Source organism: Thalassotalea algicola (assembly GCF_012932965.1).
Lineage (GTDB): Bacteria > Pseudomonadota > Gammaproteobacteria > Enterobacterales > Alteromonadaceae > Thalassotalea_F > Thalassotalea_F algicola.
In genome coordinates this window covers 1-25,848 of the sequence record NZ_JABBXH010000001.1, presented here as the reverse complement: position 1 = coordinate 25,848, position 25,848 = coordinate 1, and the positions used below count along the sequence as shown (strand labels likewise).

Below are 25,848 nucleotides of genomic sequence, written 5' to 3'. Positions count from 1 at the left end.
CCAATTGCTATTTTTATTGTCACTTTGCTTGTTGTTGTCATAGCCTTTCGGTATAATGCCGCCCCGTCCTGCTATACTTGAATCTTTCAATAAATATTCAAGTTTGGCCAATTTCCAAACTTCCTTATTTTCTGGGTTTAACATGACAACAAGATATATTTTTGTGACGGGCGGTGTAGTTTCGTCTTTAGGTAAAGGTATTGCAGCGGCATCATTAGCTGCTATTTTGGAAGCGCGTGGTTTGAAAGTAACCATGTTAAAGCTTGATCCTTATATCAATGTTGACCCAGGCACGATGAGCCCAATTCAGCATGGTGAAGTTTTTGTAACTGAAGACGGTGCAGAAACTGACTTAGATTTAGGTCACTATGAGCGCTTTATTCGTACCAAAATGACCAAGCGTAACAACTTTACTACCGGTCGTATTTATCAAGATATTCTTGCGCGTGAGCGTAAGGGTGAATTCTTAGGCGCAACAATTCAGGTTATTCCTCATATTACCAATGACATTAAACGCCGTGTCGTTGAAGGTGCAGAAGGCTACGACGTTGCCATGGTGGAAATTGGTGGTACGGTTGGCGATATTGAGTCTCAACCTTTCTTGGAAGCGATTCGTCAATTAGGGGTTGAATTAGGTCGTGAACGCGCAATGTTTATGCATTTAACGTTAGTACCTTATTTAGCAGCGTCTGGTGAAATTAAAACCAAGCCGACTCAGCATTCAGTAAAAGAATTACGTTCTATCGGTATTTTCCCAGATATTCTTGTTTGTCGTAGTGAAGGCCAAATTCCTGCGAACGAAAAGGCCAAAATAGCGCTATTCTGTAACGTTGAAGAAAAAGCCGTAGTGTCGATGCGTGATGTTGACTCTATCTATAAAATTCCAGCGTTATTAAAGTCACAAGGTACCGATGAAATAGTCTGTAAACGTTTTGGTTTAGACGTACCAGAAGCCGACTTAAGCGAATGGGAACAAGTACTTTATCAAGAAGCAAACCCTATTGATGTATTAACCATTGGTATGGTGGGTAAATATATTGAATTACCTGATGCTTATAAGTCTGTAAATGAAGCATTAAAACATGCAGGCCTTAAAAACCAAGTTACTGTAAAAATAAAATACATAGACTCGCAAGCACTTGAAGTCAAAGGTGTTGAAATGCTTGAAGAGCTAGATGGAATTCTTGTTCCTGGTGGTTTTGGTGAGCGTGGTGTAGAAGGTAAAATTTTAGCGGCTAAATACGCACGTGAAAATAAAGTACCTTACTTAGGAATTTGTTTAGGCATGCAAGTAGCGCTTATCGAGTTTGCTCGAAATGTTGCTGGTTTGGAAGGCGCACATTCAACAGAGTTTAATTCTGAGACACCTCACCCTGTGGTTGGTTTAATCAATGAGTGGATTGACGAAGGCGGTCAAGTTGAGACGCGAACTGAACAGTCAGACTTAGGTGGAACTATGCGTGTAGGCTCACAATTGTGTCACCTTGTGAAAGGTACCAAGGTGTGCGACGTATATGGTAGTGAAACAATTTATGAAAGACACCGTCACCGTTATGAGGTAAATAATAACTACCGAGACCAATTAAGCAAAGCTGGCTTAGTGTTCTCAGGTTTGTCTTCGGATAAAAAGTTAGTCGAGGTGATTGAAAATAATGATCACCCATGGTTTGTAGCTGGTCAGTTCCATCCTGAGTTTAATTCAACACCTCGTGATGGACACCCGTTATTTGAAGGTTTTGTTGCTGCGGCATTTAACTTTCACAAACAAGAATCGTAATACTTTTAAAACCGTAGCCAAGCTACGGTTTTTTTATGTTCAGGATGAACTATATGCTGCGGAGTCAGGATGACTAGGAGCGGCGATCTGCAAAATTTTAATTTAATACGTGTGAACCTGGTCGTAGAGTCGGCCAAAAGAGGAATAAGAATGTCAAACATTGCTAAAATTATTGCACGCGAAGTAATGGACTCGCGTGGTAATCCAACTGTAGAAGCGGATGTATACTTAGAATCTGGTGCTTGGGGACGTGCTTGCGCACCTTCTGGTGCATCAACTGGCTCTCGCGAAGCCCTAGAGTTACGTGATGGTGATAAATCACGTTACTTAGGTAAAGGTGTATTAAATGCAGTAGCTGCAGTAAATGATAAAATTGCACCAGCACTAATGGGTAAGTCAGCTTTAGCGCAAGCTGAGATTGACCAAGCCATGATCGATTTAGATGGCACTGAAAATAAAGAAAACTTCGGTGCAAATGCTATTTTGGCGGTATCTTTAGCAACAGCTAAAGCAGCTGCGATGGCAAAAGGCGTACAGTTGTTCGAACATATTGCTGACTTAAACGGTACGTCAGGTCAGTACTCATTACCACTTCCAATGATGAACATCATTAACGGTGGTGAGCATGCTGATAATAATGTTGATATTCAAGAGTTCATGATTCAACCTGTTGGTGCGCCAAACTTCCGTGAAGCGTTGCGTATGGGCGCTGAAATCTTTCATGCATTGAAAAAAGTATTATCAGCTAAAGGTATGAACACAGCGGTAGGTGATGAAGGTGGTTTCGCACCAAACTTAGAATCAAATGCTGATGCATTAGCGGTAATTAAAGAAGCAACAGAAGCTGCGGGTTACGAATTAGGTAAAGATGTAACACTTGCACTAGATTGTGCTGCGTCTGAGTTCTACAACAAAGACAAAGGTATTTATGATCTTTCTGGTGAAGGGAAGCAGTACACAGCAAATGAGTTTTCTGACTTCTTAGCTTCTCTTTGCGCACAATATCCGATTATTTCTATCGAAGACGGTTTAGATGAGTCAGATTGGGATGGCTTTAAATACCAAACTGATTTAATTGGTGACAAAGTACAAATCGTTGGTGATGATTTATTTGTAACTAACACTAAAATTTTAACACGTGGTATTGAGCAAGGAATTGGTAATTCAATTCTAATTAAGTTCAACCAAATTGGGTCGTTAACTGAAACGTTAGCTGCTATTAAAATGGCGAAGGATGCAGGCTTTACTGCTGTTATCTCTCATCGTAGTGGTGAAACTGAAGATGCGACCATTGCTGATTTAGCTGTAGGTACAGCGGCAGGCCAAATCAAGACTGGTTCATTATGCCGATCAGACCGTGTATCTAAGTACAACCAGCTTTTACGTATTGAAGAGTACTTAGGTGACAAAGCTGTGTTTAATGGTCGTTCGGAAGTTAAAGGCCAATAAAGAAGAGGTTATTGCTAATTAGCTCGATATTGGTATCAGGTGTGCTCACCTAGATTGTTCTCAAGCTAATTAGCATCAATAACGTTAAATTAATTCAAGCCAGCCTTATCGCTGGCTTTTTTGACTATGCGTTCACTGGCAAAATATCCTAGTATTAACAACATAGTAATAGAGCCACTATTTTCAGTGCTAGTAGTCATTAGTGCAATTGCAATCATTAAGCTTGCAAAAACAATCGCTAATGAAATATTTGCGTTACATGCACAGCTTTTAAGAAAGTTAGTTATCTTCATATACATTTTATCTCCTACGCTTTATAAGCATTAAAATCTATTTTGGTTAAATTAATACACCGAACTCTGTGTCCTACAGATACATAGGCAATTACAATCGAGTAAATTGCCGTAGCCACAGCTTCAAATCCTTCAGCACCTGTACCAATCAATACGCTTTTTAACAGGAAGAAAAAACTGATACACAAACATAAGTAAAACAATGTAACTACGGTTTGCTGCGTTTGATATTGGCGATCATCGTCATGTTGAAAAGGATCAGGCTTTTTACCGAAAATGTTCTTAAGTGCAATGCCAAGCATGAGTAAGTTACACACAACTAAGGTGATACTTCTATAAAGTGCACTCTCATTCATACCTAACAGAAACGGCTCTTCAGCTTGGTGGACTAATAAATCCGAGGTGATGGCAACGACCATTAATATGACGCCTAACCATAGTTGGATTGGCGTTAGATAGTTGGTTAGTGAACGTCTACTTAAAGAGCTTGTTCGTGTTGGCTTATGGAGCTGCTTTCGCATTTCGTTAAAGTAGTTGTATTCCGTCAACTCTAATAGTCCAAAAGGTGCCAGTTGCAGCATAAAAATTATCGCAGCAGCGACATTAGGTGGCTTGTATCCTTCAGTTATATCTCCATAAATCAGTACCGATAATGCCAAAATACCTAACGATAGTACGGTTCGATTAGCGACCTTGAAGAGTTTTTGAATTCTTAAATAATGCGACTTAGATTTTGGATAAAGTTTTGGGTACTCTTGCTCAGAATAATTGTCGGAAACATGTTGCATGTTTTTCGTTACTCGGTTCGCATAAAAGTGCGAAATTAGCCATAACTGAACCGCTACCACGACATAAAATATAATACTTGCAATCATTGTGTTCTCCTTAAAATTTGCTATTCATTAAGCTGCCAAAAGCAACACGAATTTCTGAGTCGGTTACTCCTTTCGCTCTTAATGTAGCGATACAGTCAGTTAACATTTCTGTCGTCCATTGACTTAAATCGATATGACAATGTGACTTTGCGTCTGGATGTACAAAGCTGCCTCTATAACCTCTGCTTTGAATAATGTTATCTCTCTCTAGCAATTTATACGCTTTTGCAACCGTCTTGCTATTCACTTCCAAATCATTTGCCAGTTGTCTGATTGAAGGTAAAGGTGTGCCTTCAGGTAAGTGATTATTAGCGACAGCAGTTTTAATTTGTTCCATCAACTGTGTAAACACGGGTGTTGGATCATCGATATTTATGACAATTTCCATTAGGTGTTCCATATGTACCATCTGTAGTAATGGTACATATGGATATTTAAAAGATCAAGTAGATTGATGAAAATGTATTCCTGTGAACATTTCAATCTAAAGCTGGGACATGGTCATTTAGGCAAAACTATTAGTTTTATTAGTGTTGGGCGTGAAAGTAATGGGTAGAACAATGTGTGAATTGTATTTTATTTTTGCTGATGCTTTTTGATTAAGAAAATAAGCCGTGAATCAACTGTAATTAATTTAATGTTTATTATTAAGAAATTGCCGGTAATGTAAAATTACTTTAGTAAAGCTAACTAATTGGGATTAGTAAGAGATAAGAAAAGCAATGAAAGGTTGTTTAGAGTGATAAGCGTACATTATTTACTCAGCGTCTAAAGGCCATTTAAGACAAGGATCGGACGTTCAAGAAGATTACTTCAAAGGTCATCAAACTGTCCAATTTTAGCTTCGATCAGAAAGTCAATTCACGTTGCTAAAAGCGGCTTTTTCTTTTTAGTTCTACTTCTCGACCATTGTTAGTCTTTTAAAGGCCTATAATCGATATCGGTGGCTATGCAATACCATTATTAGCTAGAGGCATACGCTAGCTGTTTACCTCGACAAATAAAAATCATTGGTTTTGCGCATACATGTTCTCCTAACTAAACAATTGGCGATTTTTTGACAAGCTAAGGCATCTGTGACAGCTTAATATAACCCAACTATAAAAAGAAACTCGTGTCTGACAGTGGGAAAAGGAATTTCAAATGTATCAAAAACTTGCCTGTGTTTTTATCGGCGTAATATTAAGCTTTAGCTTTCACGTAAATGCTAAAGTACGCGGAGAGGCTAAGGTTACAACAGTAACATCGGAAATATTGAATGAGTCGCGAGAATTACTGATTCACTTACCCAATAATTATTCACGCTCTAAAGACACAACCTACCCTGTTTTATATTTGCTAGATGGTCAGCGCAACTTCGGGCATACAGTAGGAACACTAGATCTGCTCAATCAGTCGGATATGGCGCAAGAAATGATTGTTGTAGGCATCACGAACACCGAACGTTCGCGAGATTTCACTCCTACCTATGATGAAAGCTACAACGAGTGGGGAATATCAGGTGGTGCAGACAACTTTTTAGATTTTCTAGAGAAAGAGTTAAAACCTTATGTAACTTCAAACTATCGCACCAATAACTACGCAATACTTGCTGGGCACTCGTTAAGCGCTTTGTTCACCGTGTATGCCCTGCAGGAAAGGCCCCATATATTCCAAGCATATTTCGCTTTCAGCCCAAGCTTGTGGTGGCATGAAGAAGTGATATTTCCAGAAGCAGAAAAGTTCTTTAAGTCAGATAGCGACCTGAATAAATACCTTTATGTAAATATGGGCAGCGAAGGCGGGAAAATGCTAAGCGCATTCGAACATTACACTGAACTGCTGAACAGCAATAAACGAAAAGGATTTACCTTTGATACCGAATTAGATACATCTGAAAGCCACAATACTACTGCACTTTCAGGTATGAGCTTGGCCTTTCAAAAGCAGCTTAATTCGTTGCGCCCTTCAGGTACGCTAATTCAAGAAGGTCTCCTTGCGGTAGAGCAATACTATAAAGGTCTTTCTGAAAAGTACAAGTTTCACGCAAAACCAGAATACAAAGCGGTAAACCACGCTGGCTATACTGCGCTGAATAAACAAGACTTTGAGTCTGCCATTGCTATATTTAAGGAGAATGTTGCTAGCTTCCCAAACAAATCTGATGCATACGACAGTTTGGCAGATGGTTATGAAGCTAAAGGTGATTTAGCCATGGCGCTTGCGATGAGGAAGAAAGCGTTAGCGATGAGCTATGAAGAAAATGTTGAGAATGGTACTTATAAAGCGCGGTTGAATAATTTAGAGACAAAGATCGGTAAAGGCCTAAAAAGTAAGTCAGGTAGCAAGACAGTTAAACGAAAGACCAAGAAAAACGCTAAACTATGAGTCACCAGCTGAAAGGTTTAATCAATGTGTTGCGTCCATCGGTTGATCTCACAGCACTATACAGCCTTATCAATCGTGACCTTCATTCCTGATAGAGTTAACCTGCATGCAGTGTTCTTAACAAAAATGCTTTAAATGTTATCACTGGAATTGCCTTTGTACTGTTAACTATGTTGCCAATGATAGTAGGGGTGAGACCAGAAAGTTATGGATTCTTTTTGAAAGCGAAGCGGGAATCCGGCAAAATCTAGTTATCTAATTTAAGGTTACACAATAGTTTTACTACTGCTTTATGACTCAAATACCTAAACAACATGTGCTTACAGAAGCAGTTAATGATCTGCTAGGCGATAATGAATTACCTGCTGCTGTGACTTTAGAAGAATGTGCTGCTGCCTTGGCGATGAGTACAACTTCATTTCGACGAAAGTTAGGCCAAGAGGGCACCAGTTTTAAACTCATTCATCAGAAGTTCTTAAATGAACTTTGTGTCACAGTTTTATCAACTCAACAAGTAAAAATTGATGATTTGGCCACTCGCTTGGGATATTCAGAGCGGGCGACATTTGAGCGGGCATTTAAACAAAAGTTTGGCCTTTCTCCATCGCAATTTAGAAATTTAGCCGCCATTGGAAAAGATAAAGATGGTGCTCAAGAGTTGAAGGTTATTGCACAATCCATTCCTCCTATGTCTGATAGCTGCCGAGCTTTAATGCAAGCAAAGTCACAGGATAAGTTGGATATCGATCAAGTGTTAAGCATTGTCCAAAAAGATCCTATTTTTTGTGGACGGATCATGGGGCAGGCAAGTAAGGCTATTTATGGCAAAACGCCGATAGATTTGAAAGAGGCCATTTTAAGAAATTTGGGTATTAGTACTGTCGTTAATTTTGCTGTTATTTTTGGTATGCAAGATGCGCTAAGCGAACAGGTGTCACCTAAGCTTATTAAAAAATATAGTGATGCTTTTTTAATGGCACCAACTTTATTTAAACTTATTAGGCGTTCTATTGAGAGCAAAGTCGACTTTGACACAGCGTTAGTTGAACAGGTTTTAGTGTTTGGTTTACTTGGTTTATTTCTATTAACTCACAAGCACTCTAGTCAACAAGAAAACGTTTTGCATTCGCTGCGTGGAATCGATGACCTTTATTTACTAAATAACCATATAAAGCAATCGACACAGAGTAGTATTTATCTCGTGTCTGCATTAATGCTGTCGCAATGGCATATTGATGCAAATGTGATTAAGTGGTTGTCAGATATAGATAAACTAAATGATTCAACGTATGAACATAATGGCGAGCAGTCAATAGTGTTATTCATGCTTTCTTGTTTATATAGGTTGGCTGCAGGGCATGAAATAGACGAGAGTGTTGTTGAAAAAGCGCATAGCTTAGGTATTTACGACATTGAACAAATATTTGTGATACTGACTGGGTAAGGTTTGTTTGTTGTTAAGTAAGTTTGATATACGGCGATAAAAGAGAATGAGAGCAGCAATTTGGGGGCTGGCCGCTCTCTGTAACCTGTTAGATATTTCTAACTGACGGGTTAACTTTTACGTCGAGATACTAATAATCCTAACGACAACATTAGTAACACCAATATACTTGGCTCTGGCACTTGTGTAATTTGATTAAGTGACACATTATCTACTAAGCCACCTAGTGTATTTTGTTTTCCAACAGAGGCAAAACTTAGTTCCATGGAAGATGCTGTTGCTGTAAAAACAACCGATTGTTTTTGCCAATTAGGTGTCTCTCTTCGTGTTGCATCTGCAATGTACATCGCCTCCATTGAAGCATCAAAAGCAGTTGGAGTGTCATACCAATAAACGTTAATACCGTTGTCATTCTTATTATTCGTACGAGCCTTATAGAAAAACTCTAGTAGATATTCGTTACCTATGATTAGTGAGTCAATTGTTTGAGTCATCATTGAGTTTGAGCCACCACGTTGGTGTGAATCTAGTTCGATATGATGCGAACCATGCTGTGAATTGGTGACTACGCCCTTTTGTAACTCAATTCCGTTGCCTGCTGTTGTGCGCCACCCAGGAAGCGCTTCAAATACATCCCAACCACGTTTTTTACGTTCAAATGCCGAAAGCTCGGTACTAAAAATTTCGCCTATGGAAAGCTGATCATCAGCAAAATTTGTTTGCTCGAAACTACCATTAGTAATTAACGTTGCTTGTGCTGAAAGGCTCGTCAAAAAGATAAAAGCGATACTAATACAGTGAATAATTTTCATAGGAGCAGTTAAAGGTTCGATGTAGCGTAATTTAGTCGTTATTTTACCTAAGGAAGATAAAAGTAAGATATGGCAAAAATGTCCATTTTGGGGCGTTTAGATTTAAAGTCTATTACTTAGCTTTAATTATTTTGTTTATTTGGTGGGTAAAACTAATCGCAATAAAGACACAGTTCGTACTTTTAAAGTACTTGATTAATGAAGAGAACTTTATGAGACGTTTATTTTTGATTGCGATAGTTTGTTTATCAGTTATTGGTTGCTCAACGCCGATCAATAATCGTACTCCGTTAAACGAGAGCTTTCCTAACGTGGTTGGTGAAAATTTGAATGAACAATCAATATTATTACCAGCAGCGCTTGAAGGAGACTTAAATTTACTTCTTATCGGTTTTGTGCAAGATGCGCAATTCGATATAGATCGCTGGTTAATAGGACTCGACTTTACAAAAACACCGATTAAAGCTTATGAGATTCCTACGATTCAAGGAATGTTGCCTAGAATGTTTGAAAGTGTCATTAACGAAGGCATGCGAAAAGGAATTCCTAAAAGTTTATGGGGCGGCGTTATTACGGTTTATGATGACGCACAGCAATTAGCTAGTCTAACAGGTACCCAATTCCCTAATAATGCTCGTGTGCTGCTGTTAGATGAACAAGGAACAATTCGCTACTTTTACGATGAAGGGTTTGCTGTAGAAGCGTTGAATAACCTACGCAGTGAAATAGAAAAGCTACGCCAATAACCGCAGAGGAACGTTATATGGGAAGGTTATAGTATTAAAAGGCGAGAGTGATTCTGTTCTTTAGTGTTTAGGGATAAAAATTTATCTTTGACATGATATCTAGTATGCTTATTTATCATGCAGTTATTGGTAGTTTATTCACCTAGATGACACAAACGACGCTTTGGCAAGAACAGCAGCAAACTAATCAGTTTGCTGAGCTTTGTAATGCGCTTTATGAGCGAGAATTGTCATTGCTTGCCAATCTTGATACCGATAATGTGAAAGCGATTCAAGGTCGTCTCCAGAGCTTGCCTTATTATGTGCAAAAGGCTGCTCATGCCATGGTCAACACCGACTCTCCATTAATTCTTGATAGCCAAAATGCTGCGTGGACCGCTAAGCAAAGTCGAACCATGCCGCTTTCTGGCCAATCAGTAGCAGATGTTTGGCAGTGGTATCAATCAAGTCAACTAGTTGTCGGCTTAGTTGTGCCAGTAAAAGAAGGTAGCCATATTGTGTTGGACTGTATAGACAGAGTAGATAACGCAAATAATCGTTTTCGAACGAATATCCATGGTTGGTTTGGCGTAAAAAATGTTGAAACAGAGCGCTGTCAACTACTAAAACCAACTAAGAAGATTATGATGGCAAGCTGTGCTGGTCATACGTGGCAAAACGATGCACCTTGCCGACCAATCATTCCGAGTCTAAGGGAGTTATTGCTGTCTTGCTCAATCAATTGGAAAAACCTGAAAAAGCCATTAATGCTAAAAACTACGCATTAATTTTACAAGTCTGAGGCTTTATTGTTTACTCTAGCTAAACGCCTCTTATAATAGCTGATAGTATTCTCTTCTAACGATTTAGTCAGGCATATAGCACTTCATGCGTATAATTACCGCAATATTGCTGATATTTTTAGTGTTTTTGCAGCACCGTTTATGGTTCGGCAAAAACAGCGTGCCTGATTATATTGCACTTAAAGATGATGTAGCCCGCCAACAAGCTGACAACGACAAATTAAAACAACGCAACAAACTACTGTACGCCGATACCGATGATTTAAAGTCTGGTATTGAGGCAATTGAAGAGCGTGCAAGGAATGAGCTTGGTATGATCAAGCAAGGTGAAACCTTTTTTCGTGTAGTGCCAGTAGATAACAAAAGAAATAATAGAAATTAATTGATTATGAGTAGAATGAGTAAAGAACTAATTTCTGTTACCGCCATTGTGCCAGCTGCTGGGGTTGGAAAGCGTATGAAAAGTGATTGCCCCAAGCAATACTTAACTATTGCAGGTAAAACCATATTAGAACATACCGTTCATAAGCTTTTAGCTTGCCAGCATATTACTGAAGTCGTTATTGCTATTGGGCAACGCGATGAATACTTTGCTGATACCAAACTAGGTAAACATCCCAAAGTATCAGTGGTTGATGGTGGTAAAGAGCGTGTAGATTCTGTTTTTTCTGGATTAACAGCGTGTGATGAAGAGCAATGGGTAATGGTGCACGATGCCGCAAGACCTTGTGTGCAAGTGGCTGATATAGAATCACTAATAGTGCAATGTCAGCAAAGTAACGTTGGCGGTTTATTAGCGGCAAAAGTAAAAGATACCATGAAAAGAAGCCATGCTAATGGTTTAGTCGAATCGACAGTTGAACGAGAAAACCTATGGCATGCCTTAACCCCCCAAATGTACAAGGCGGGCGAGTTAAAAGCAGCAATAGAAGATGGTTTACGCAAAGGCGTAATCATTACCGATGAGTCATCGGCTATAGAAGCATTTGGACTTCCAAGCCAACTTGTTGAAGCAAGTAGTGAAAATTTGAAAATAACTCAGCCTGAAGATCTTGCATTAGCTGAATTTATTTTATTGAAACAACAGGAAAAACTATGAGAATAGGACATGGCTTTGATGTCCACAAATTTGGTGGTCAGGGTCCAGTTATACTTGCTGGCGTAAAAATACCTTATGACCAAGGTTTTATTGCCCATTCTGATGGTGACGTAGCAATTCATGCGTTGTGCGATGCAATTTTAGGAGCACTGTGTTTGGCGGACATAGGTAACCATTTTCCTGATACGTCAGATGAGTTTGAAAATATCGATAGTCGCATATTATTACGACATGTAGTCAGTTTAATGGTGGAAAAAGGTTACAAGCTAGGAAATGCCGATATTACTATTGTCGCTCAAGCTCCTAAGATTGCACCACATTTACTAAAAATGCGTCAAATATTAGGTAGTGATCTTCAGGCTGATATTGACCAAGTAAACGTTAAAGCCACCACAACTGAAAAATTAGGTTATGTTGGAAGAAAAGAAGGTGTATCGGTTCACGCGGTTGTGTTGTTGGAAAAGGCATAAAAGTGGCTAACAAGTTTAAACCTTATTCATCATTACCTTATTTACATGGAAAGCCAATTGCTACAGGCGAGATACGCTCGTCAAATAGTGATTTCAAAGTCTTTGAAATCTTGCCATTTTCAGCAACTGGCGAAGGTGAGCATTTACTTCTACATATTGAAAAGTCGGGTGAGAATACGACGTGGGTAGCGCGGCAGTTAGCTAAGCATTTTGGTGTTAAGGAAATGGCGGTTAGCTATGCTGGATTAAAAGACCGAAATGCAATTACCCAGCAATGGTTTGGTATTCATTTACCGGGAAAACCCAATGATGATCTATCCGCATTTAACATTCCTAATGTAAAAATATTAAGCTACGCCCGTCATAATAAAAAATTAAGAACTGGAGCGTTAATTGGTAATCGTTTTGAATTAACGTTACGTAATGTTACCGCCATAGATGACGCAATTGAGCGATTTGAGCAAATAGTTCATAGTGGCGTACCCAATTACTTTGGTGAGCAAAGGTTTGGTTTTGATGGTTCAAACCTAAATAAAGCTTTATCGCTATTCAATGGTCAAAAAATAAAAGATAGAAAGAAACGTGGCATGTATTTATCTGCTGCACGCTCTTATATATTTAACCAAATTATTGCGAAAAGAATTGCCCAAAACGCATTTCTATCGCCAGTAATTGGTGACGTTTTCATGTTAACTGGCAGTCAGTCGATATTTAAATCTACCGAAGTTGATGATGACATAATACAAAGAGTGGCAAAGCATGAAATAGATATAACTGCGTCTATGTGGGGAGCAGGTGACTTGTTAACCGCTATTGACGCATTAGCGATTGAATCTAGTGTCAAAGACAATAATCAGCAACTGTGCGACGGCTTAGAAAATTTTGGGTTAAAGCAAGAGCGACGTAGGATGCGGTTATCCATGTTGCAACCGAATGTAGTTAAGGTGGACGACAAGACATTGACATTGAGCTTTATCTTACCTGCAGGAAGCTATGCGACGGCAATTTTGCGAGAAGTTATTAATTACAAAGATGTTAGCGATGAAAGAACGCAAGCAAAGCGAAATGATAATAAGGCAACATAATGAGAATTTTGTTAAGTAACGATGATGGTGTGCATGCACCTGGTATCAAAGTTTTATTTGACGAACTGAGTAAATTTGCAGACGTAACTTTAGTAGCGCCAGACAGAAATTGTAGCGGCGCGAGCAATTCACTAACGTTATTAAATCCATTACGCGCGCAAACGCTGGAAAATGGATTTATCTCGGTTAATGGTACACCTACAGACTCAGTTCACCTAGCTATTAGCCAACTAATGGATCCTTTACCAGATTTGGTTGTTGCTGGAATCAATAATGGTGCAAATCTAGGGGATGATACATTATATTCAGGTACCGTAGCAGCCGCTACTGAGGGCCGCCATATGGGACTTCCAGCCGTGGCTGTATCATTAGTCGGTAAAGATGAAAAACATTATCAAACTGCAGCTATCATTGCGGCAAATATAATTAAACGCTTGAAAGCGCATCCTCTACCAGCAGATCAAATTTTGAATGTTAATGTACCTGATGTACCACTGTCTGATATTAGTGGTATTAAAGTTACCCGCCTGGGTCATCGCCATAAAGCGGAAACAATGAAAAGCATAGAAGATCCTTGGGGGCGTACTATTTACTGGTATGGTTCGCTAGGAAAAGAGTTAGATGCCGGAGAAGGTACAGACTTTCACGCTGTGACTAACAATTTTGCCTCTGTGACTCCGTTAACAGTTGATATGACCGCGTATAAAAGTATGGAACAAATGACCGATTGGATGAGTGAAGTTACATTATGAATGTCAAAGTAGGAAGTAGTATTGGCGGAAAATCTAGTCGAAGTGGTGAAATACTCGCGCAAAAATTATTTAATGAAGGTATCGCAGATCAACGTGTATTAAGAGCAATCGCGCAATCACCAAGACATATATTTGTGCCTGAAATATTAGCGCATAAAGCATACGATAATACTGCGCTACCAATAGGGCAAGGTCAAACTATCTCGCAGCCTTATATTGTTGCGAAAATGTCGGAGCTTATTCTTGCTGACGGCGTACCTGAGTCTATTTTGGAAATTGGCACCGGTTCAGGTTATCAAACATCAATTTTGGCGCAATTAGTAAGCAAAGTGTTTTCGGTTGAGCGTATAAAGGCACTGCAGTGGCAAGCCAAAAGGCGTCTTAGAGCCATGGAATTGCACAATGTGTCAATGAAGCATGGTGATGGTTGGCAAGGTTGGAAGAGCAAAGGGCCATTTCAGGCAATCATAGTGACGGCTGCGCCTGACTCTGTACCACAAGCACTATTAGAGCAGTTAGCTGATGGTGGAAGGCTAGTTATTCCTGTTGGTGGTCAAGCGCAAGTGCTTAAGTTAATTACCCGTAACGGTGATCAATTTAACGAACAGCAAATTGAAGCAGTGCGCTTTGTGCCATTAGTGCCAGGAGAGTTACTGTGAGAATATTTTCAGCCCTTTATGATTGGACTCTTAAATGGTCGAAGCATCAATTTGCGCCGCGAGTATTAGCATTACTTACTTTTGCTGAATCTGTATTTTTTCCTATTCCACCTGACGTGCTGTTGGCGCCGATGGTGTTAGCGAAACCTAAAAAAGCGTGGTACTACGCAACGTTAACAACCATAGCTTCGGTAATTGGTGGCGTGGTTGGTTATTTATTGGGTTATTTTATGTTTGATGCATGGATCCAACCCATCATTACGGAAGTTGGTTACCAAGGCAAATTGGATAATGCGATAGCCTGGTTTGAGCAATGGGGAATTTGGGTAGTATTTTTAGCAGGCTTTACGCCGATCCCATACAAAATATTCACTCTGAGTGCTGGCTTTTTACAAATGATGTTTCTACCTTTCCTTATCGCGTCTTTTGTTGGACGTGGTATGCGATTCTTTCTCGTTGCGGGGTTGGTGCAATGGGGAGGCGAGAGAATGGAACAACAGTTGCGTAAATGGGTCGATATCATCGGTTGGGGCTTAGTTGCACTTATCGCCATAGGCTATGTAATATACAAAGCATAAATATTCATGAAAATTCTTTAGTGAGTTAGAAAATAACAGGGTGTTAATGCGTCAGTTTGGTTCAATATTTTGTTTACTTTTGTTGTTGTCTGCTTGTAGCTCGAGGCAGGCACCTGCTCCTGTGGTTGAGTCAAAAACAACCGTTGCGGTAGGAAGTAAAACTAAATCAAGCATAAAATCTAGCACTTATACGGTGAAAAAAGGTGAGACACTTTATTCAATTGCCTGGCGGGCCAATAGCGACGTTAGAACTATTGCCTTATTGAATAGACTTTCACCTCCCTATCGAATATTCCCAGGTCAAAAAATAATCATTGATAAAAATCAAAGCAAAGCTAGTAGTAGCAAGACCTCCACGAAAAACTCGACTAAAAGCTCTGGTACTACCAGTAATAAACGTAACACAAAAGCTATTGCATCGAATAAAAAGCAGGAGTATGGTAAAACTGCAAGTGGGCAAAAAACAAGCAAAAAACCCACTTCGCAGGCAACTAATTTCTCGCAAAAAATTAAGCGATGGAAGTGGCCAGCTAAAGGAAAAGTTATTGCAACTTTTTCTACGGCACCTCAAGGAAATAAGGGAATTGATATTGCTGGTATCCGTGGAGATCGGATTAAAGCAGCTGCAGATGGCAAAGTGGTATATGCCGGAAGTGCATTAAGAGGTTACGGTAAACTTGTTATTGTAAAACATAACGATGATTACCTAAGCGCTTATGCACATAATGACGAAATATTGGTCAAAGAGCAGCAGCAAGTAAAAGCTGGTGATGTAATAGCTAAGATGGGAGATACTGACGCGCAAAGAGTCATGCTTCATTTTGAAGTTCGCTTTCGTGGTAAATCAGTAAATCCTTTGAAGTACTTACCTAAACGTTAGATTAATAATAAGAATAAAAATGGAGTTAAAGTGAATAAATAATTAACAACAAACTTAGCGCTGCTAGTTGATGGGAGAAGTGTTATGGGCTTAAAGAAAGAGATCAACGATTCAAACGTTGTAGAAAAGGAAGCATCAGCGAAAACTCAGGAAGAGGTAACCGCAAGCCTAGATGCAACACAGTTGTATTTAAGTGAAATTGGTTTTTCTCCATTACTTTCCGCAGAGGAAGAAGTATATTTTTCACGTTTAGCGTTAAAAGGCGATGAAGCTGCACGCAAACGTATGATTGAAAGCAATCTTCGCTTAGTTGTGAAAATTGCAAGACGGTATAATAACCGTGGCTTACCACTTTTAGATCTAATTGAAGAAGGCAACCTTGGCCTTATCCGCGCGGTCGAAAAATTTGACCCTGAACGCGGCTTTAGATTTTCTACTTATGCAACTTGGTGGATTAGACAAACCATCGAACGCGCAATAATGAATCAAACGCGTACCATTCGATTACCAATCCATGTTGTAAAAGAATTAAATATATACCTGCGTACATCTCGTGAACTCGTACAAAAACTTGATCACGAACCAACTGCTGAAGAAATAGCGAAAGAGCTTGATAAACCAGTAGCAGACGTCAGTAAAATGTTACGTTTAAATGAACGTATTACTTCTGTCGATACACCTTTTGGCGGCGATTCTGATAAAGCGTTACTTGATGTCATCCCTGATGAAAAAGGCTCGGGTCCTGAATCTGACTTACAAACATCGGATCTTAATAACAATATTATTGAGTGGCTTGGTGAGCTTAATGGCAAGCAGCGTGAAGTGTTAGCCCGTCGATTTGGGTTAATGGGATACGAGGCTGCAACCTTGGAAGATGTCGGTACAGAAATTGGTTTAACCCGCGAACGTGTAAGACAAATTCAAGTCGAAGCACTAAAAAGATTGCGCGATATCCTAAGCCAGCAAGACCTTTCGATTGAATCAATCTTCCAGATATAACAGTTTTATTCTAGCGACATAAAATAAAGCAGTAGAGCCAGCGAAAGCTGGCTTTTTTATGCATGCGCTAAAGGGTGTCACCTAACCAAAGATATGCAAAGAGTCCAAACATACAAAACCAAATAGCCAATGGAATTAAGCTCGATTTGAACTGAATAGCTGTCGGTGGTAGTTCTTTTGATTTACCAGTTAGGATAGTTCTAACAACATTGTCTGCTTTAAAACTATGTAAAAATGCCGCGATGGCGTGTAAAGCTATTAAAGCTAATAACCAATCGAAGTTACGGCGATGCAAGCTATCTAGCGATTCTGCTAGGTCATCAGACACGTAATAAAGCAATGGACCTTCAGCTAACACATCATCGGTTGCGAATAGTCCGGAAAATAATTGAATACTCAGCAAGATTATTAATGCAACTACCATATAACCGGCAACGGGGTTATGGCCTGCAACTGGTGTATGAACTTTTTTAAGCCAATGCCATACCGCTATAGGGGATTTTAAAAAATGACTGAACTTGGAAGTTTCACTACCAAATATGCCCCAACTAATTCTTGCGATTAGTAAGCTCAATAACAGATAGCCATATATAAAGTGGTTATCAAAGTCGCCTTGTTCACCGCTGTACCATAAAAGAGCCAGCAATATTAGCTGGCTCATATGGTAAATTCGGGTAAAGTTGTCCCAAATTTTAGTGTGCATTGTTAATCGCCTAATTACTTGTCACAGTCCATTTTAAATGCTTTGTGACCTTTTTTACTGGCTTTACCAATTTTACCTAGTGCCATTTTAATTGCGCCAATGTCTTTTGCGCTTGCTAAGTCAGTAACGGCGCCTTTTAAAAATTTAATGCCATTTTGATAATCTTTAAAATCGGCTTGTTGCGTAGCATTTAATTCTTTTTTGTCACTGATGACTAGCGGTACATATTGATCTGCCTTATCTACAGAGGCTAGTAACTCGTTGGCGATAGCCGTAACTTTTGCAATGTCACCAGATTTAGCTGCTTTCTTTACTGCTTTCATTTGATCTTTCATATCGCCCATAACGTCGGCAAGCTCAGTTTTGCCACACATAGGGTGAGCAGCCATGCTAGGCGCTGCAAAAGCTAATGATGATAGTAAAACAGGTACAATTAATTTTTTCATTTCCAAGTTTCCAAGCGTGTATTTTGTAATTTGACGAAAAATAATAAGGAGCTTTCAACAATTGTTCAATGTTATTTAACGTAAGAATGAGGCGACATAACCGATTTGTTACAAATTAAGAGGGCGGGTTGTCATAAAAGTGTATTAATTTTTTGTCCTTAAATAATTTTGAGCATTGTTTATTAATTATCCACTCTTAGTTCAAGGCTCATTAAGCTTATCTGCAGCCTGCATTTTTACTACAAACATGGCAAGACTGTCATCCTGCTGTAACTTTACCTAAATAAAAAATACATATTTCTAAAACAATTCTGTCATTTTTGATCCTTAGCATTACCGCAAATTTTAATAGGCTAAAAATTTATTAGCCGCTACATGCAAATGTAAACACTAAACACTGCGGAGCAGGTAACAAAATGCAAATGACAAACCTATTTAAAATAAGTGCAGTTTCAGCTGCCTTGGTATTAGCCGGTTGTGGTGGCGACATCAAATTAAGTTCAGAAGTAGATAACTCGGTTGGTGATACTATTATTAACAACCCTGCGCCAGTAAACCCAGATACAGGAGTTGAATTACCAGGTGTTCCTTCTACAACTTTATCAGCTGAAGTAAGCGCAGCGGTAGGTTTTGATGTTCAAGTGCAAGTCATTGACGGTCAAGTTGATGAAGATACAACACTTGCTAGCTCAGATGGCAGTAAGCCAGTATTTTATGCAATTAGCGGTGCATTGGAAGTAATGGCTGATGCAACGTTAACTATCGAAAAAGACGCTGTGTTATTCGGTCAATCTGGTAACGACTACTTAGTTGTTCACCGTGACGGAAAAATCATGGCTGAAGGTACAAAGCAAGAACCAATCATTTTTACATCGCTACAAGATGTTAAAGGTGAAGAAGCAACCGCTGGCCAATGGGGTGGTATTGTAATTTTAGGTAATGCGCCTTCAAACAAATGTCCATCAGACGGCAGTGAATGTGCACTTCAAGTTGAAGGTGTAGCAGAAGGTGCTGTATTCGGTGGTGAAGACTGGGAAGATAATTCAGGTGTACTTAAGTACGTGGTCGTTAAATTCGCCGGTTATGAAATTGCACCAGATAATGAATTGAACGGTGTGACATTTGGTGGTGTTGGTTCTGGTACAACGGTTGATTACTTACAAGTTCATGCTAACGCAGATGACGGTGTAGAGTTCTTCGGTGGTGCTGTAGATGTTAAGCACTTAGTGCTAACAGGTAACAAAGACGACAGCATTGATTGGGATAATGGCTTTAAAGGTCGTATTCAACACGTATTCGTGCAACATGCAGCTAATGCTGGTGAAGCGAACCGAGCTATCGAAGCTGATAACGATGGTTCTACACCAGATAAAGAGCCTATGTCTAATCCAACAATTGCTAATATGACAATTATTGGTAACAACTTCGACACAGCAGATAAAGATTCTGAAGGTATTTATTTACGTGAAGGTACATCTGCAAGCATCTACAACACAGTGGTTACTGGCCCTTCAGAAATGGGTGAGTGTTTAGAATTTGAAGCAGGTCAAACGGTTACAAATGCTGAATCAGGTAACATCGTTTTCCAAAACAGTACGATGGCTTGTAACAACGGCGAAAATTTCAAAGGCTCTGACGGGTTTGACTTAGCAGCGTGGTTTACGGCTGAAGATTCCAACATGGTCAGCACGTCAATTCTTGTCGATGAAGATGGTGTACCAAGTGCACAATCACCATTACTAGGTGCTGGTCAAGATGTATCTGCTGTAGATACTTGGTTTGACGTAACTGATTATCAAGGTGCATTCGATGGTTCTTCAGATTGGCGTGAAGGTTGGGCATTCGGCTTTGGTGGCGGTGAAATTACAGCTAAAGCGGTAGAAGAAGGTTGTCCGACAGGAACTGCAGCAATTGCTCCGGTAAATGGTCAAACTACATGTGAAATCTCAGGAACTATCACAGCCGATTTAACATTAACTTCTGGTAACTTATACGCGCTAGACGGCCCAGTGTTTGTTGGTAATAACCGTGCTGATTCTGCAACATTATCAATTGAAGCGGGAACCACTATTTTTGGTCGCTCAGGTGGTGATTACTTAGTCGTTAGCCGCGATTCAAAAATTGAAGCCTTAGGCTCTGCTCAAGCGCCAATTACCTTTACTTCTAGCCAAGATATCTTAGGTGAAGAAACAGGTTCTGGCCAATGGGGTGGTATGGTTATCTTAGGTAACGCACCATCTAACAAGTGTCCTACATTAAGTGATGATTCAATCGACCCTTCTTGTTCTTTACAAGTTGAAGGTGTTGAAGAAGGGGCTACATTCGGTGGCGACAACTGGGAAGATAACTCAGGAACGCTTCGCTACGTTGTTGTTAAACACGCAGGTTATGAAATTGCACCAGATAACGAATTAAACGGTATTACATTCGGTGGTGTTGGTTCAGCTACAACAGTTGAATTTATTCAGGTTCACGAAAATGCTGACGATGGTGTTGAGTTCTTCGGTGGTGCAGTTAATGCGAAGTATGTTGTATTAACAGCGAACAAAGATGACTCTGTAGACTGGGATAACGGCTTCCGCGGCAATATGCAATACGTACTTGTTAAGCATGACGCAAACGACGGTGAAGCTAACCGAGCGATTGAAGCAGATAACGACGGTTCAAACCCAAGCAAAGATCCACAATCTAACCCTACAATTGCAAACATGACCATTATTGGCAACGCGTTCGATACGGCTGATAAAGATTCAGAAGGTATCTACTTACGTGAAGGTACTCGCGCTCAACTACACAACTTCGTCGTGACTAACGCCGCTGGTGAGTGTTTAGAGCTTGAAGCAGGCGTAACCGTTGACCAAGCAATTGCTGGTGAAACAGTGATTACTAACTCAGTGTTCGCTTGTGGTGAGAACTTCAAGAGCCAAGACAGCTCAACTGGTACGTTCGACCTAATGGATTGGGTAATTAATATCAACGCTGATAACAGTACAGAAGCGGGCATTAGCGATGTAATCAACGGTATTTACACCATTGATACTACAACGCCTTACAGCTTCGGCTCACATCCTTTCTTCGATAATGCTGACCACATCGGTGCGGTAAGCGAAAACAATGATTGGACTGCAGGGTGGACAGTCGGCTTAGAGTAGGCCTTCCAACTTTTTGCCAGTTAGCCTGTGGGCGGCATCAGAAGTACTCATTTATGTTTATAAACCTATTGTTTAGTAAATGTGTACTTCTCTCATTCCTACAAGCCAACTGGCTTCAATTTGAAATGCCTAAGCCTGATAGAAATAAGTGTTCGAGTCAGGCAATTCTAGTTCTACAACTAGCCAAAATGAAAAACAACATGGCTAGCCATTCTAATGAGGTTTGAAATGAACACTAATATTAAGCGCTTTGGATTATCAAGTTTAGCCGTGGCGGTATTGTCAGGCTTAACAGCTATTCAAGCGTCTGCACAAGAAGCTGACGACGAAGCAATAGAAGAAGTTGTTGTAAAAGTTAGCCGCTTAAAAGGCACTGCAAGTGCAGTTATCGAAGAACGTAAAAACCAAGCGTTTGTTGCTGATATCTTAGGTGCTGAACAAATTGCTCGTACCGGTGATAGTGATGCTGCTGCAGCACTTCGTCGTGTTACGGGTTTAACATTAGTTGATGGTAAATTTATTTACGTGCGCGGCCTAGGTGAGCGATACTCAAGCACCCAATTAAATGGTGCTTCGGTACCTTCACCCGACCCAACCCGTACGGTAATTCCTTTAGATTTATTTCCATCATCTATTATCGAATCATTATCGGTTCAAAAATCTTATTCGCCGTCTATGCCAGCGCACTTTGGTGGTGGTAACGTCGATATTCGCTTGAAGTCTATTCCATCTCAGTTCGTATTTAATATTTCAGGCAACCTTGGTGGTAATACTGACAATAGCGATAACGGTCTGAGCTACGAAGGTGGTGATGACGATTGGTATGGACTTGACGATGGTACACGTGAAGCACCTGCTGCTTTGCGTCAATTATGGTCAAATTACGATCCATTAGGTGACCTGTCTCAAGCAGACAACCGCGCAATCGCAGCTGAACTATATAAAGATTACGATCCAAAGTCAGAAGATCCAAATCCAGATTTTGGTTTAGACATGACCATTGGTAATCGATTTGATTCAGCATCTGGTGATTTTCGTTTTGGTTTCTTAACAGCGCTTTCTTACGACAACGAATGGCAAGTGTCTGAAGAATACGAAGGCCAAGACTTTGTGCTGCAACCAGACGGTTCATTTGATTTAGTGCGTGGTTTTGATGATGTAGTTTCAACTGAACATTCAGTTAAATGGTCAGGTATGTTTAACTTCGGTGTTGAATATAAACGTGATCATAAAGTTGATTTCAGCTCGACCATATTGCATGACACGCGTGATCAAATTAAAGAAAAATACGGTAATACTAATAACGTCTTATTATCAGACGGTTTACGCGTACGCGACATTGATGTTGCTTACGAAGAGCGTGAACTAATCGTTAACCAAGTGCGTGGTAGCCATACATTTCCTAAATGGTGGTTTATTGGGGTAGATTGGAAATACTCTGATTCACGTTCAAATCGTTATGCGCCAGGTAACATCTCTACACGTTACATCTTAGCCGATGAGAACGAAGACGGTGTGTTTGACCTAATGACTGAAAGCTCACTACGTAAAGCAACTACCGCTTCACGATACACTTTCCAAGAGTTAGATGACAACGTAGAAAATGCCGGATTTAACATCTCTTTGCCGCTGACATTTGATTCAACAGAAGTAGAATTAAAAGCAGGTGCTGATTACATCGAAAAAACTCGTGATGCATTTGCGCGTCGTATTGATGTGAATACATTAGCCTTTGATAACTTAGATTTATCTGGCTACGAGATGAATGAAATCTTAAATGACGATGTGGTGCTAAACCATCCGCTCTCTGGTAGCGAACTGCTTATTCGTGATACATCAGTAGCTGGTGATGATTACTTATCAGCACAGAAAGTAGATGCTTATTATGTTGAAGCAGATGCGTTCTTCGACAATACATGGCGTATTAGCGGCGGTGTTCGTTGGGAAGATTTCCGTCAAGTGGTTGCTCCGCTAGATCCTGCGACTGGTCAGTTTGACATTCCCGCTAACCCAACAGAAGAAGACTTAGCTGAACTTGCGTTTAAAGAAGATGATTATTACGGTGCACTAGCACTTACTTATATCATTGATGAAACGATGCAAATTCGTGCGTCGTACGGTGAAACGGCAATTCGCCCAGACATTCGTGAAGTCGCACCAGCAACCTATATTGATCCATTAACTGAATTCCCAATCGGTGGTACACCTGCAGTACGCAGTACACAAGTGAAAAACTACGACTTACGCTGGGAATGGTACATGGGCACAGGTGAAAACTTGTCGGTAGGTTTATTCTACAAAGACATGACTGACCCTATTGAATCAGTACAATCACCAGCGCAAGATGGTCCTCCACTTATCCGTATCGCCAATGCAGAAGACGGTGAAGTGTACGGTATTGAAGTTGAATTCATGAAAGACTTCGCGTTCCTTGGCGGCATAGGAAACGACTTGTTCTTGTCTGGTAACGTTACGCTTTCTGATTCTGAAATTAATATCGATACGCAAAAAGTGGTTGAGCAAACCGGTGTTTCGACCTCGATCACTAATCCAACGCGTCGTATGACAGGTCACTCAGAATATGTAGTTAACTTAAACTTAGGTTACGACCACCCGAATGGTAATCACACTGCAACACTAGCCTATAACGTGTTTGGTGAACGTATTATCATTCCTGGTATTGATGATAAAGATGATGCTAACGAGCAACCATTCCACTCATTAGACTTGGTTTATACCTACTACCCAACTTTTGCAACAACGTTGAAGTTTAAAGTTCAAAACATTCTTGATGAGAAGAAAGAAATTGAGTTTGAAGACACCTTACTACGTAGCGAAACACGTGGTATTGGCTTTGATATTCAGTTTAAGTGGGAGTTTGATTAAGCTTACCGCTTAAACTTCTATTGAAAAGGCGACTTAGGTCGCCTTTTTTATGTGCCAAGAATAATGGGACTTAATTTACGACTGATAGTCGCTTAAGTGCCAATAGCGGACGATGATAATGCCCGCATAAGGGCGAATAATTCTTGGCTACAAGTTGTGAGAAATGAACACAAGCCAAGCTGTTTTGTGTCTGATTGAATGCCTTGTTATGTGGCTGTAACTCTAAGCGACTCTGATTACTTTTGGGTGCTTATCTGAAGAATACTCATGAAATATATCATCAAGATAGGTTTCTAATTGAGTAGAATCTAAATCAGAAGGAATAACCACATCATAAACTCGTGAGCGAATACCTGTATCTGATTCATTAAACAATTGCCATTCTTGTTCTTTTTTAAGAACAGACATTTGCTTGCCAAATACGTTAAATTTTATAATCACTATTGAAGTCTCCTAGATACATAACGCCTCGTTAAGAGGCAATAAAATAGCTGGCTAAAATTAGCGACGAAGGAGCGCAAACCAAGCGTTTTGCGTCCTTGCCATTATCGACTTGTTATGTTTACGCTTTTCTACAATATATTCCTTGATTGCAAGGGTTATTGATAAGGAGATACCAAGCATGCACAAACAAAAAACAGCAAACATTGGAAAAAATAAAATTCCAAAACCCGTTTTATAACTTGCTAGTGATAATGTACCACTAACAATCGCAACAGCTATTTCTAAAATAACATTTTCAATACTAGACTTAGCTAACGTTTTTAATGGTTGAGCATAATGCTTGATTTTCAAGTTAACCAAATCCTCTGGTAAACATAACGCCTTACTAATGGGCGCATAAATGCTTGGCTAAAATTAGCGACGAAGGAGCACAAGCCAAGCGTTTTGTGTCCTTTTGAGTAACTTGTTAGTTGCCGAACCAATCTATAGCTAACTTTTCATGCTTTTCAATAAAGTCGTTTTTTAGCGCCATATAGACATTTATATTATTTTCGCATTTTGAAACGGCTTCTTTTTTAATAGCAGAATACTCTGACGCTATTGCAGGGTGAGCAATTAGATATTCTTTAAATGCTAAATGCCGAAGTAGGTTGATGTCATTTGTTTGAAATGCATGAACTTGATGACTGCGTTGGTTGCCACCTTTTTGAAAATACCGACGACCTGAAATGCCATTTTCACCTTTGACCTTATAACCAAGTGCTTCAAGTTTTTCATTGGCAGTATCTAATTCCATTAAGCTTGAGACTTCAATTAAAATATCAATAATGGGTTTTGCGGCTAGGCCTACAATGGATGTACTTCCAATGTGTTCAATCTTTATTGCATTAACTCCTATCGCATTCGTTAGTAGTAACTTTTCACTTTCAAATTTTTTCTGCCAATTTGAATCGTAGTCAACTACCTCAATAACTCTAATGCTCAATCCACTCTCCATTGGCAACTAACAGCTTATTAGTGAGACCTTGCAAGGTATGCTACCTTGTAAGGTAGGAGATTACCTATGTATAGAAAAACTAATAAAGCTTCAAAAAATTATCGTAAATCATACACTAATCGAAATTCTGATATAGAACAAGAAAGCTTTGTA

Annotated in this window: 25 protein-coding genes and 1 pseudogene; 17 read left to right on the top strand and 9 right to left on the bottom strand. The window is 39.7% G+C overall.

Annotated features, from left to right (window positions below):
* The first annotated feature begins 142 nt into the window (after positions 1-142).
* A complete protein-coding gene (locus HII17_RS00130; protein ID WP_169073307.1) occupies positions 143-1,777 on the top strand; it encodes a CTP synthase in 1,635 nt (544 codons plus the stop codon).
* Positions 1,778-1,927: 150 nt separating this feature from the next.
* The gene (eno, locus tag HII17_RS00125) at positions 1,928-3,226 is read left to right on the top strand and encodes a phosphopyruvate hydratase (protein WP_169073306.1); all 1,299 of its coding nucleotides are present in this window, start codon (positions 1,928-1,930) and stop codon (positions 3,224-3,226) included.
* A gap of 89 nt (positions 3,227-3,315) precedes the next feature.
* Here eno and HII17_RS00120 read toward each other — a convergent pair whose 3' ends face one another.
* Genes HII17_RS00120 through HII17_RS00110 form a run of 3 tightly spaced genes read right to left on the bottom strand, consistent with a single transcriptional unit; the run spans position 3,316 to position 4,782 of the window.
* On the bottom strand, positions 3,316-3,525 hold the full coding sequence (locus HII17_RS00120) for a hypothetical protein (RefSeq protein ID WP_169073305.1): 210 nt from the start codon (positions 3,523-3,525) through the stop codon (positions 3,316-3,318).
* A gap of 8 nt (positions 3,526-3,533) precedes the next feature.
* On the bottom strand, positions 3,534-4,394 hold the full coding sequence (locus HII17_RS00115) for a hypothetical protein (protein WP_169073304.1): 861 nt from the start codon (positions 4,392-4,394) through the stop codon (positions 3,534-3,536).
* Positions 4,395-4,404: 10 nt separating this feature from the next.
* Complete coding sequence (locus HII17_RS00110) at positions 4,405-4,782, bottom strand: GntR family transcriptional regulator (RefSeq protein WP_169073302.1); 378 nt, start codon at positions 4,780-4,782, stop codon at positions 4,405-4,407.
* 755 nt (positions 4,783-5,537) lie between these two features.
* On the opposite strand from HII17_RS00110, the pseudogene HII17_RS18985 reads away from it, so the two are divergent.
* A pseudogene (locus HII17_RS18985) lies at positions 5,538-6,128 on the top strand (alpha/beta hydrolase); the annotation flags it as partial.
* Between the two features lie 925 nt (positions 6,129-7,053).
* Complete coding sequence (locus HII17_RS00100) at positions 7,054-8,205, top strand: AraC family transcriptional regulator (protein ID WP_169073300.1); 1,152 nt, start codon at positions 7,054-7,056, stop codon at positions 8,203-8,205.
* Between the two features lie 110 nt (positions 8,206-8,315).
* Here the strand turns inward: HII17_RS00100 and HII17_RS00095 are convergent, their stop codons facing one another.
* A complete protein-coding gene (locus tag HII17_RS00095; RefSeq protein ID WP_169074106.1) occupies positions 8,316-9,017 on the bottom strand; it encodes a DUF642 domain-containing protein in 702 nt (233 codons plus the stop codon).
* Positions 9,018-9,229: 212 nt separating this feature from the next.
* Here HII17_RS00095 and HII17_RS00090 point away from each other — a divergent pair, with 212 nt between their 5' ends.
* From HII17_RS00090 to rpoS, 11 genes are all read left to right on the top strand, one after another.
* The gene (locus HII17_RS00090) at positions 9,230-9,763 is read left to right on the top strand and encodes a putative periplasmic lipoprotein (protein WP_169073298.1); all 534 of its coding nucleotides are present in this window, start codon (positions 9,230-9,232) and stop codon (positions 9,761-9,763) included.
* A gap of 146 nt (positions 9,764-9,909) precedes the next feature.
* Positions 9,910-10,530, top strand: a complete 621-nt coding sequence (locus HII17_RS00085) for a hypothetical protein (RefSeq protein WP_169073297.1) — start codon at positions 9,910-9,912, stop codon at positions 10,528-10,530.
* 100 nt (positions 10,531-10,630) lie between these two features.
* Positions 10,631-10,927, top strand: a complete 297-nt coding sequence (gene ftsB / locus HII17_RS00080; RefSeq protein WP_169073295.1) for a cell division protein FtsB — start codon at positions 10,631-10,633, stop codon at positions 10,925-10,927.
* Between the two features lie 15 nt (positions 10,928-10,942).
* On the top strand, positions 10,943-11,644 hold the full coding sequence (gene ispD / locus HII17_RS00075) for a 2-C-methyl-D-erythritol 4-phosphate cytidylyltransferase (RefSeq protein ID WP_169073293.1): 702 nt from the start codon (positions 10,943-10,945) through the stop codon (positions 11,642-11,644).
* Positions 11,641-12,114: a 2-C-methyl-D-erythritol 2,4-cyclodiphosphate synthase gene (gene ispF, locus HII17_RS00070; RefSeq protein ID WP_169073292.1), complete on the top strand. Its 474-nt coding sequence runs from the start codon at positions 11,641-11,643 to the stop codon at positions 12,112-12,114. Before ispD ends, ispF begins: the two co-directional genes overlap by 4 nt.
* Before the next feature lie 2 nt (positions 12,115-12,116).
* Positions 12,117-13,199 carry a tRNA pseudouridine(13) synthase TruD gene (truD, locus tag HII17_RS19275; protein WP_169073290.1) on the top strand — a complete coding sequence of 361 codons (1,083 nt, stop codon included), beginning with the start codon at positions 12,117-12,119 and terminating at the stop codon, positions 13,197-13,199.
* Positions 13,199-13,951: a 5'/3'-nucleotidase SurE gene (gene surE, locus HII17_RS00060; RefSeq protein ID WP_169073289.1), complete on the top strand. Its 753-nt coding sequence runs from the start codon at positions 13,199-13,201 to the stop codon at positions 13,949-13,951. The genes truD and surE overlap by 1 nt, the downstream gene beginning before the upstream one ends.
* Positions 13,948-14,610, top strand: coding sequence for a protein-L-isoaspartate(D-aspartate) O-methyltransferase (locus HII17_RS00055; protein ID WP_169073288.1), 663 nt, complete (start codon positions 13,948-13,950; stop codon positions 14,608-14,610). The genes surE and HII17_RS00055 overlap by 4 nt, the downstream gene beginning before the upstream one ends.
* Positions 14,607-15,188 (top strand): YqaA family protein, encoded by a 582-nt coding sequence (locus HII17_RS00050; RefSeq protein WP_169073287.1) that lies wholly within the window; start codon positions 14,607-14,609, stop codon positions 15,186-15,188. Before HII17_RS00055 ends, HII17_RS00050 begins: the two co-directional genes overlap by 4 nt.
* A gap of 46 nt (positions 15,189-15,234) precedes the next feature.
* Positions 15,235-16,068 (top strand): peptidoglycan DD-metalloendopeptidase family protein, encoded by an 834-nt coding sequence (locus HII17_RS00045; protein WP_169073286.1) that lies wholly within the window; start codon positions 15,235-15,237, stop codon positions 16,066-16,068.
* A gap of 84 nt (positions 16,069-16,152) precedes the next feature.
* The gene (gene rpoS, locus HII17_RS00040; RefSeq protein ID WP_169073285.1) at positions 16,153-17,067 is read left to right on the top strand and encodes an RNA polymerase sigma factor RpoS; all 915 of its coding nucleotides are present in this window, start codon (positions 16,153-16,155) and stop codon (positions 17,065-17,067) included.
* Between the two features lie 67 nt (positions 17,068-17,134).
* On the opposite strand, the gene HII17_RS00035 is transcribed toward rpoS, so the two are convergent.
* On the bottom strand, positions 17,135-17,770 hold the full coding sequence (locus tag HII17_RS00035; protein ID WP_169073284.1) for a cytochrome b/b6 domain-containing protein: 636 nt from the start codon (positions 17,768-17,770) through the stop codon (positions 17,135-17,137).
* Between the two features lie 14 nt (positions 17,771-17,784).
* The gene (locus tag HII17_RS00030) at positions 17,785-18,216 is read right to left on the bottom strand and encodes a cytochrome b562 (protein ID WP_169073283.1); all 432 of its coding nucleotides are present in this window, start codon (positions 18,214-18,216) and stop codon (positions 17,785-17,787) included.
* Positions 18,217-18,632: 416 nt separating this feature from the next.
* Between HII17_RS00030 and HII17_RS00025 the strand changes: the two genes are divergently transcribed.
* Complete coding sequence (locus HII17_RS00025) at positions 18,633-21,368, top strand: hypothetical protein (RefSeq protein ID WP_169073282.1); 2,736 nt, start codon at positions 18,633-18,635, stop codon at positions 21,366-21,368.
* 228 nt (positions 21,369-21,596) lie between these two features.
* Positions 21,597-24,254 (top strand): TonB-dependent receptor domain-containing protein, encoded by a 2,658-nt coding sequence (locus HII17_RS00020; protein WP_169073281.1) that lies wholly within the window; start codon positions 21,597-21,599, stop codon positions 24,252-24,254.
* 222 nt (positions 24,255-24,476) lie between these two features.
* Here the strand turns inward: HII17_RS00020 and HII17_RS00015 are convergent, their stop codons facing one another.
* The 3 genes from HII17_RS00015 to HII17_RS00005 form a co-directional block, all read right to left on the bottom strand.
* The gene (locus HII17_RS00015; RefSeq protein WP_169073280.1) at positions 24,477-24,695 is read right to left on the bottom strand and encodes a DUF7661 family protein; all 219 of its coding nucleotides are present in this window, start codon (positions 24,693-24,695) and stop codon (positions 24,477-24,479) included.
* Positions 24,696-24,755: 60 nt separating this feature from the next.
* Complete coding sequence (locus HII17_RS00010) at positions 24,756-25,049, bottom strand: hypothetical protein (protein WP_169073279.1); 294 nt, start codon at positions 25,047-25,049, stop codon at positions 24,756-24,758.
* Between the two features lie 115 nt (positions 25,050-25,164).
* Positions 25,165-25,683: a GrpB family protein gene (locus HII17_RS00005; RefSeq protein WP_169073278.1), complete on the bottom strand. Its 519-nt coding sequence runs from the start codon at positions 25,681-25,683 to the stop codon at positions 25,165-25,167.
* Positions 25,684-25,848: the final 165 nt, after the last annotated feature.

What these genes read in the sequence shown, in the direction of transcription:
- HII17_RS00085 (WP_169073297.1), top strand. Translation starts at nt 9,910, where the DNA reads ATGACACAAACGACGCTTTGGCAAGAACAGCAGCAAACTAATCAGTTT.
- ispD (WP_169073293.1), top strand. Translation starts at nt 10,943, where the DNA reads ATGAGTAAAGAACTAATTTCTGTTACCGCCATTGTGCCAGCTGCTGGG.
- ispF (WP_169073292.1), top strand. Translation starts at nt 11,641, where the DNA reads ATGAGAATAGGACATGGCTTTGATGTCCACAAATTTGGTGGTCAGGGT.
- HII17_RS00120 (WP_169073305.1), bottom strand. Translation starts at nt 3,525, where the DNA reads ATGTATATGAAGATAACTAACTTTCTTAAAAGCTGTGCATGTAACGCA.
- HII17_RS00020 (WP_169073281.1), top strand. Translation starts at nt 21,597, where the DNA reads ATGAACACTAATATTAAGCGCTTTGGATTATCAAGTTTAGCCGTGGCG.
- HII17_RS00110 (WP_169073302.1), bottom strand. Translation starts at nt 4,782, where the DNA reads ATGGAAATTGTCATAAATATCGATGATCCAACACCCGTGTTTACACAG.
- rpoS (WP_169073285.1), top strand. Translation starts at nt 16,153, where the DNA reads ATGGGCTTAAAGAAAGAGATCAACGATTCAAACGTTGTAGAAAAGGAA.
- HII17_RS00025 (WP_169073282.1), top strand. Translation starts at nt 18,633, where the DNA reads ATGCAAATGACAAACCTATTTAAAATAAGTGCAGTTTCAGCTGCCTTG.
- HII17_RS00090 (WP_169073298.1), top strand. Translation starts at nt 9,230, where the DNA reads ATGAGACGTTTATTTTTGATTGCGATAGTTTGTTTATCAGTTATTGGT.
- HII17_RS00130 (WP_169073307.1), top strand. Translation starts at nt 143, where the DNA reads ATGACAACAAGATATATTTTTGTGACGGGCGGTGTAGTTTCGTCTTTA.
- HII17_RS00030 (WP_169073283.1), bottom strand. Translation starts at nt 18,216, where the DNA reads ATGAAAAAATTAATTGTACCTGTTTTACTATCATCATTAGCTTTTGCA.
- HII17_RS00045 (WP_169073286.1), top strand. Translation starts at nt 15,235, where the DNA reads ATGCGTCAGTTTGGTTCAATATTTTGTTTACTTTTGTTGTTGTCTGCT.
- HII17_RS00095 (WP_169074106.1), bottom strand. Translation starts at nt 9,017, where the DNA reads ATGAAAATTATTCACTGTATTAGTATCGCTTTTATCTTTTTGACGAGC.
- surE (WP_169073289.1), top strand. Translation starts at nt 13,199, where the DNA reads ATGAGAATTTTGTTAAGTAACGATGATGGTGTGCATGCACCTGGTATC.
- ftsB (WP_169073295.1), top strand. Translation starts at nt 10,631, where the DNA reads ATGCGTATAATTACCGCAATATTGCTGATATTTTTAGTGTTTTTGCAG.
- HII17_RS00035 (WP_169073284.1), bottom strand. Translation starts at nt 17,770, where the DNA reads ATGCACACTAAAATTTGGGACAACTTTACCCGAATTTACCATATGAGC.
- eno (WP_169073306.1), top strand. Translation starts at nt 1,928, where the DNA reads ATGTCAAACATTGCTAAAATTATTGCACGCGAAGTAATGGACTCGCGT.
- HII17_RS00115 (WP_169073304.1), bottom strand. Translation starts at nt 4,394, where the DNA reads ATGATTGCAAGTATTATATTTTATGTCGTGGTAGCGGTTCAGTTATGG.
- HII17_RS00100 (WP_169073300.1), top strand. Translation starts at nt 7,054, where the DNA reads ATGACTCAAATACCTAAACAACATGTGCTTACAGAAGCAGTTAATGAT.
- HII17_RS00055 (WP_169073288.1), top strand. Translation starts at nt 13,948, where the DNA reads ATGAATGTCAAAGTAGGAAGTAGTATTGGCGGAAAATCTAGTCGAAGT.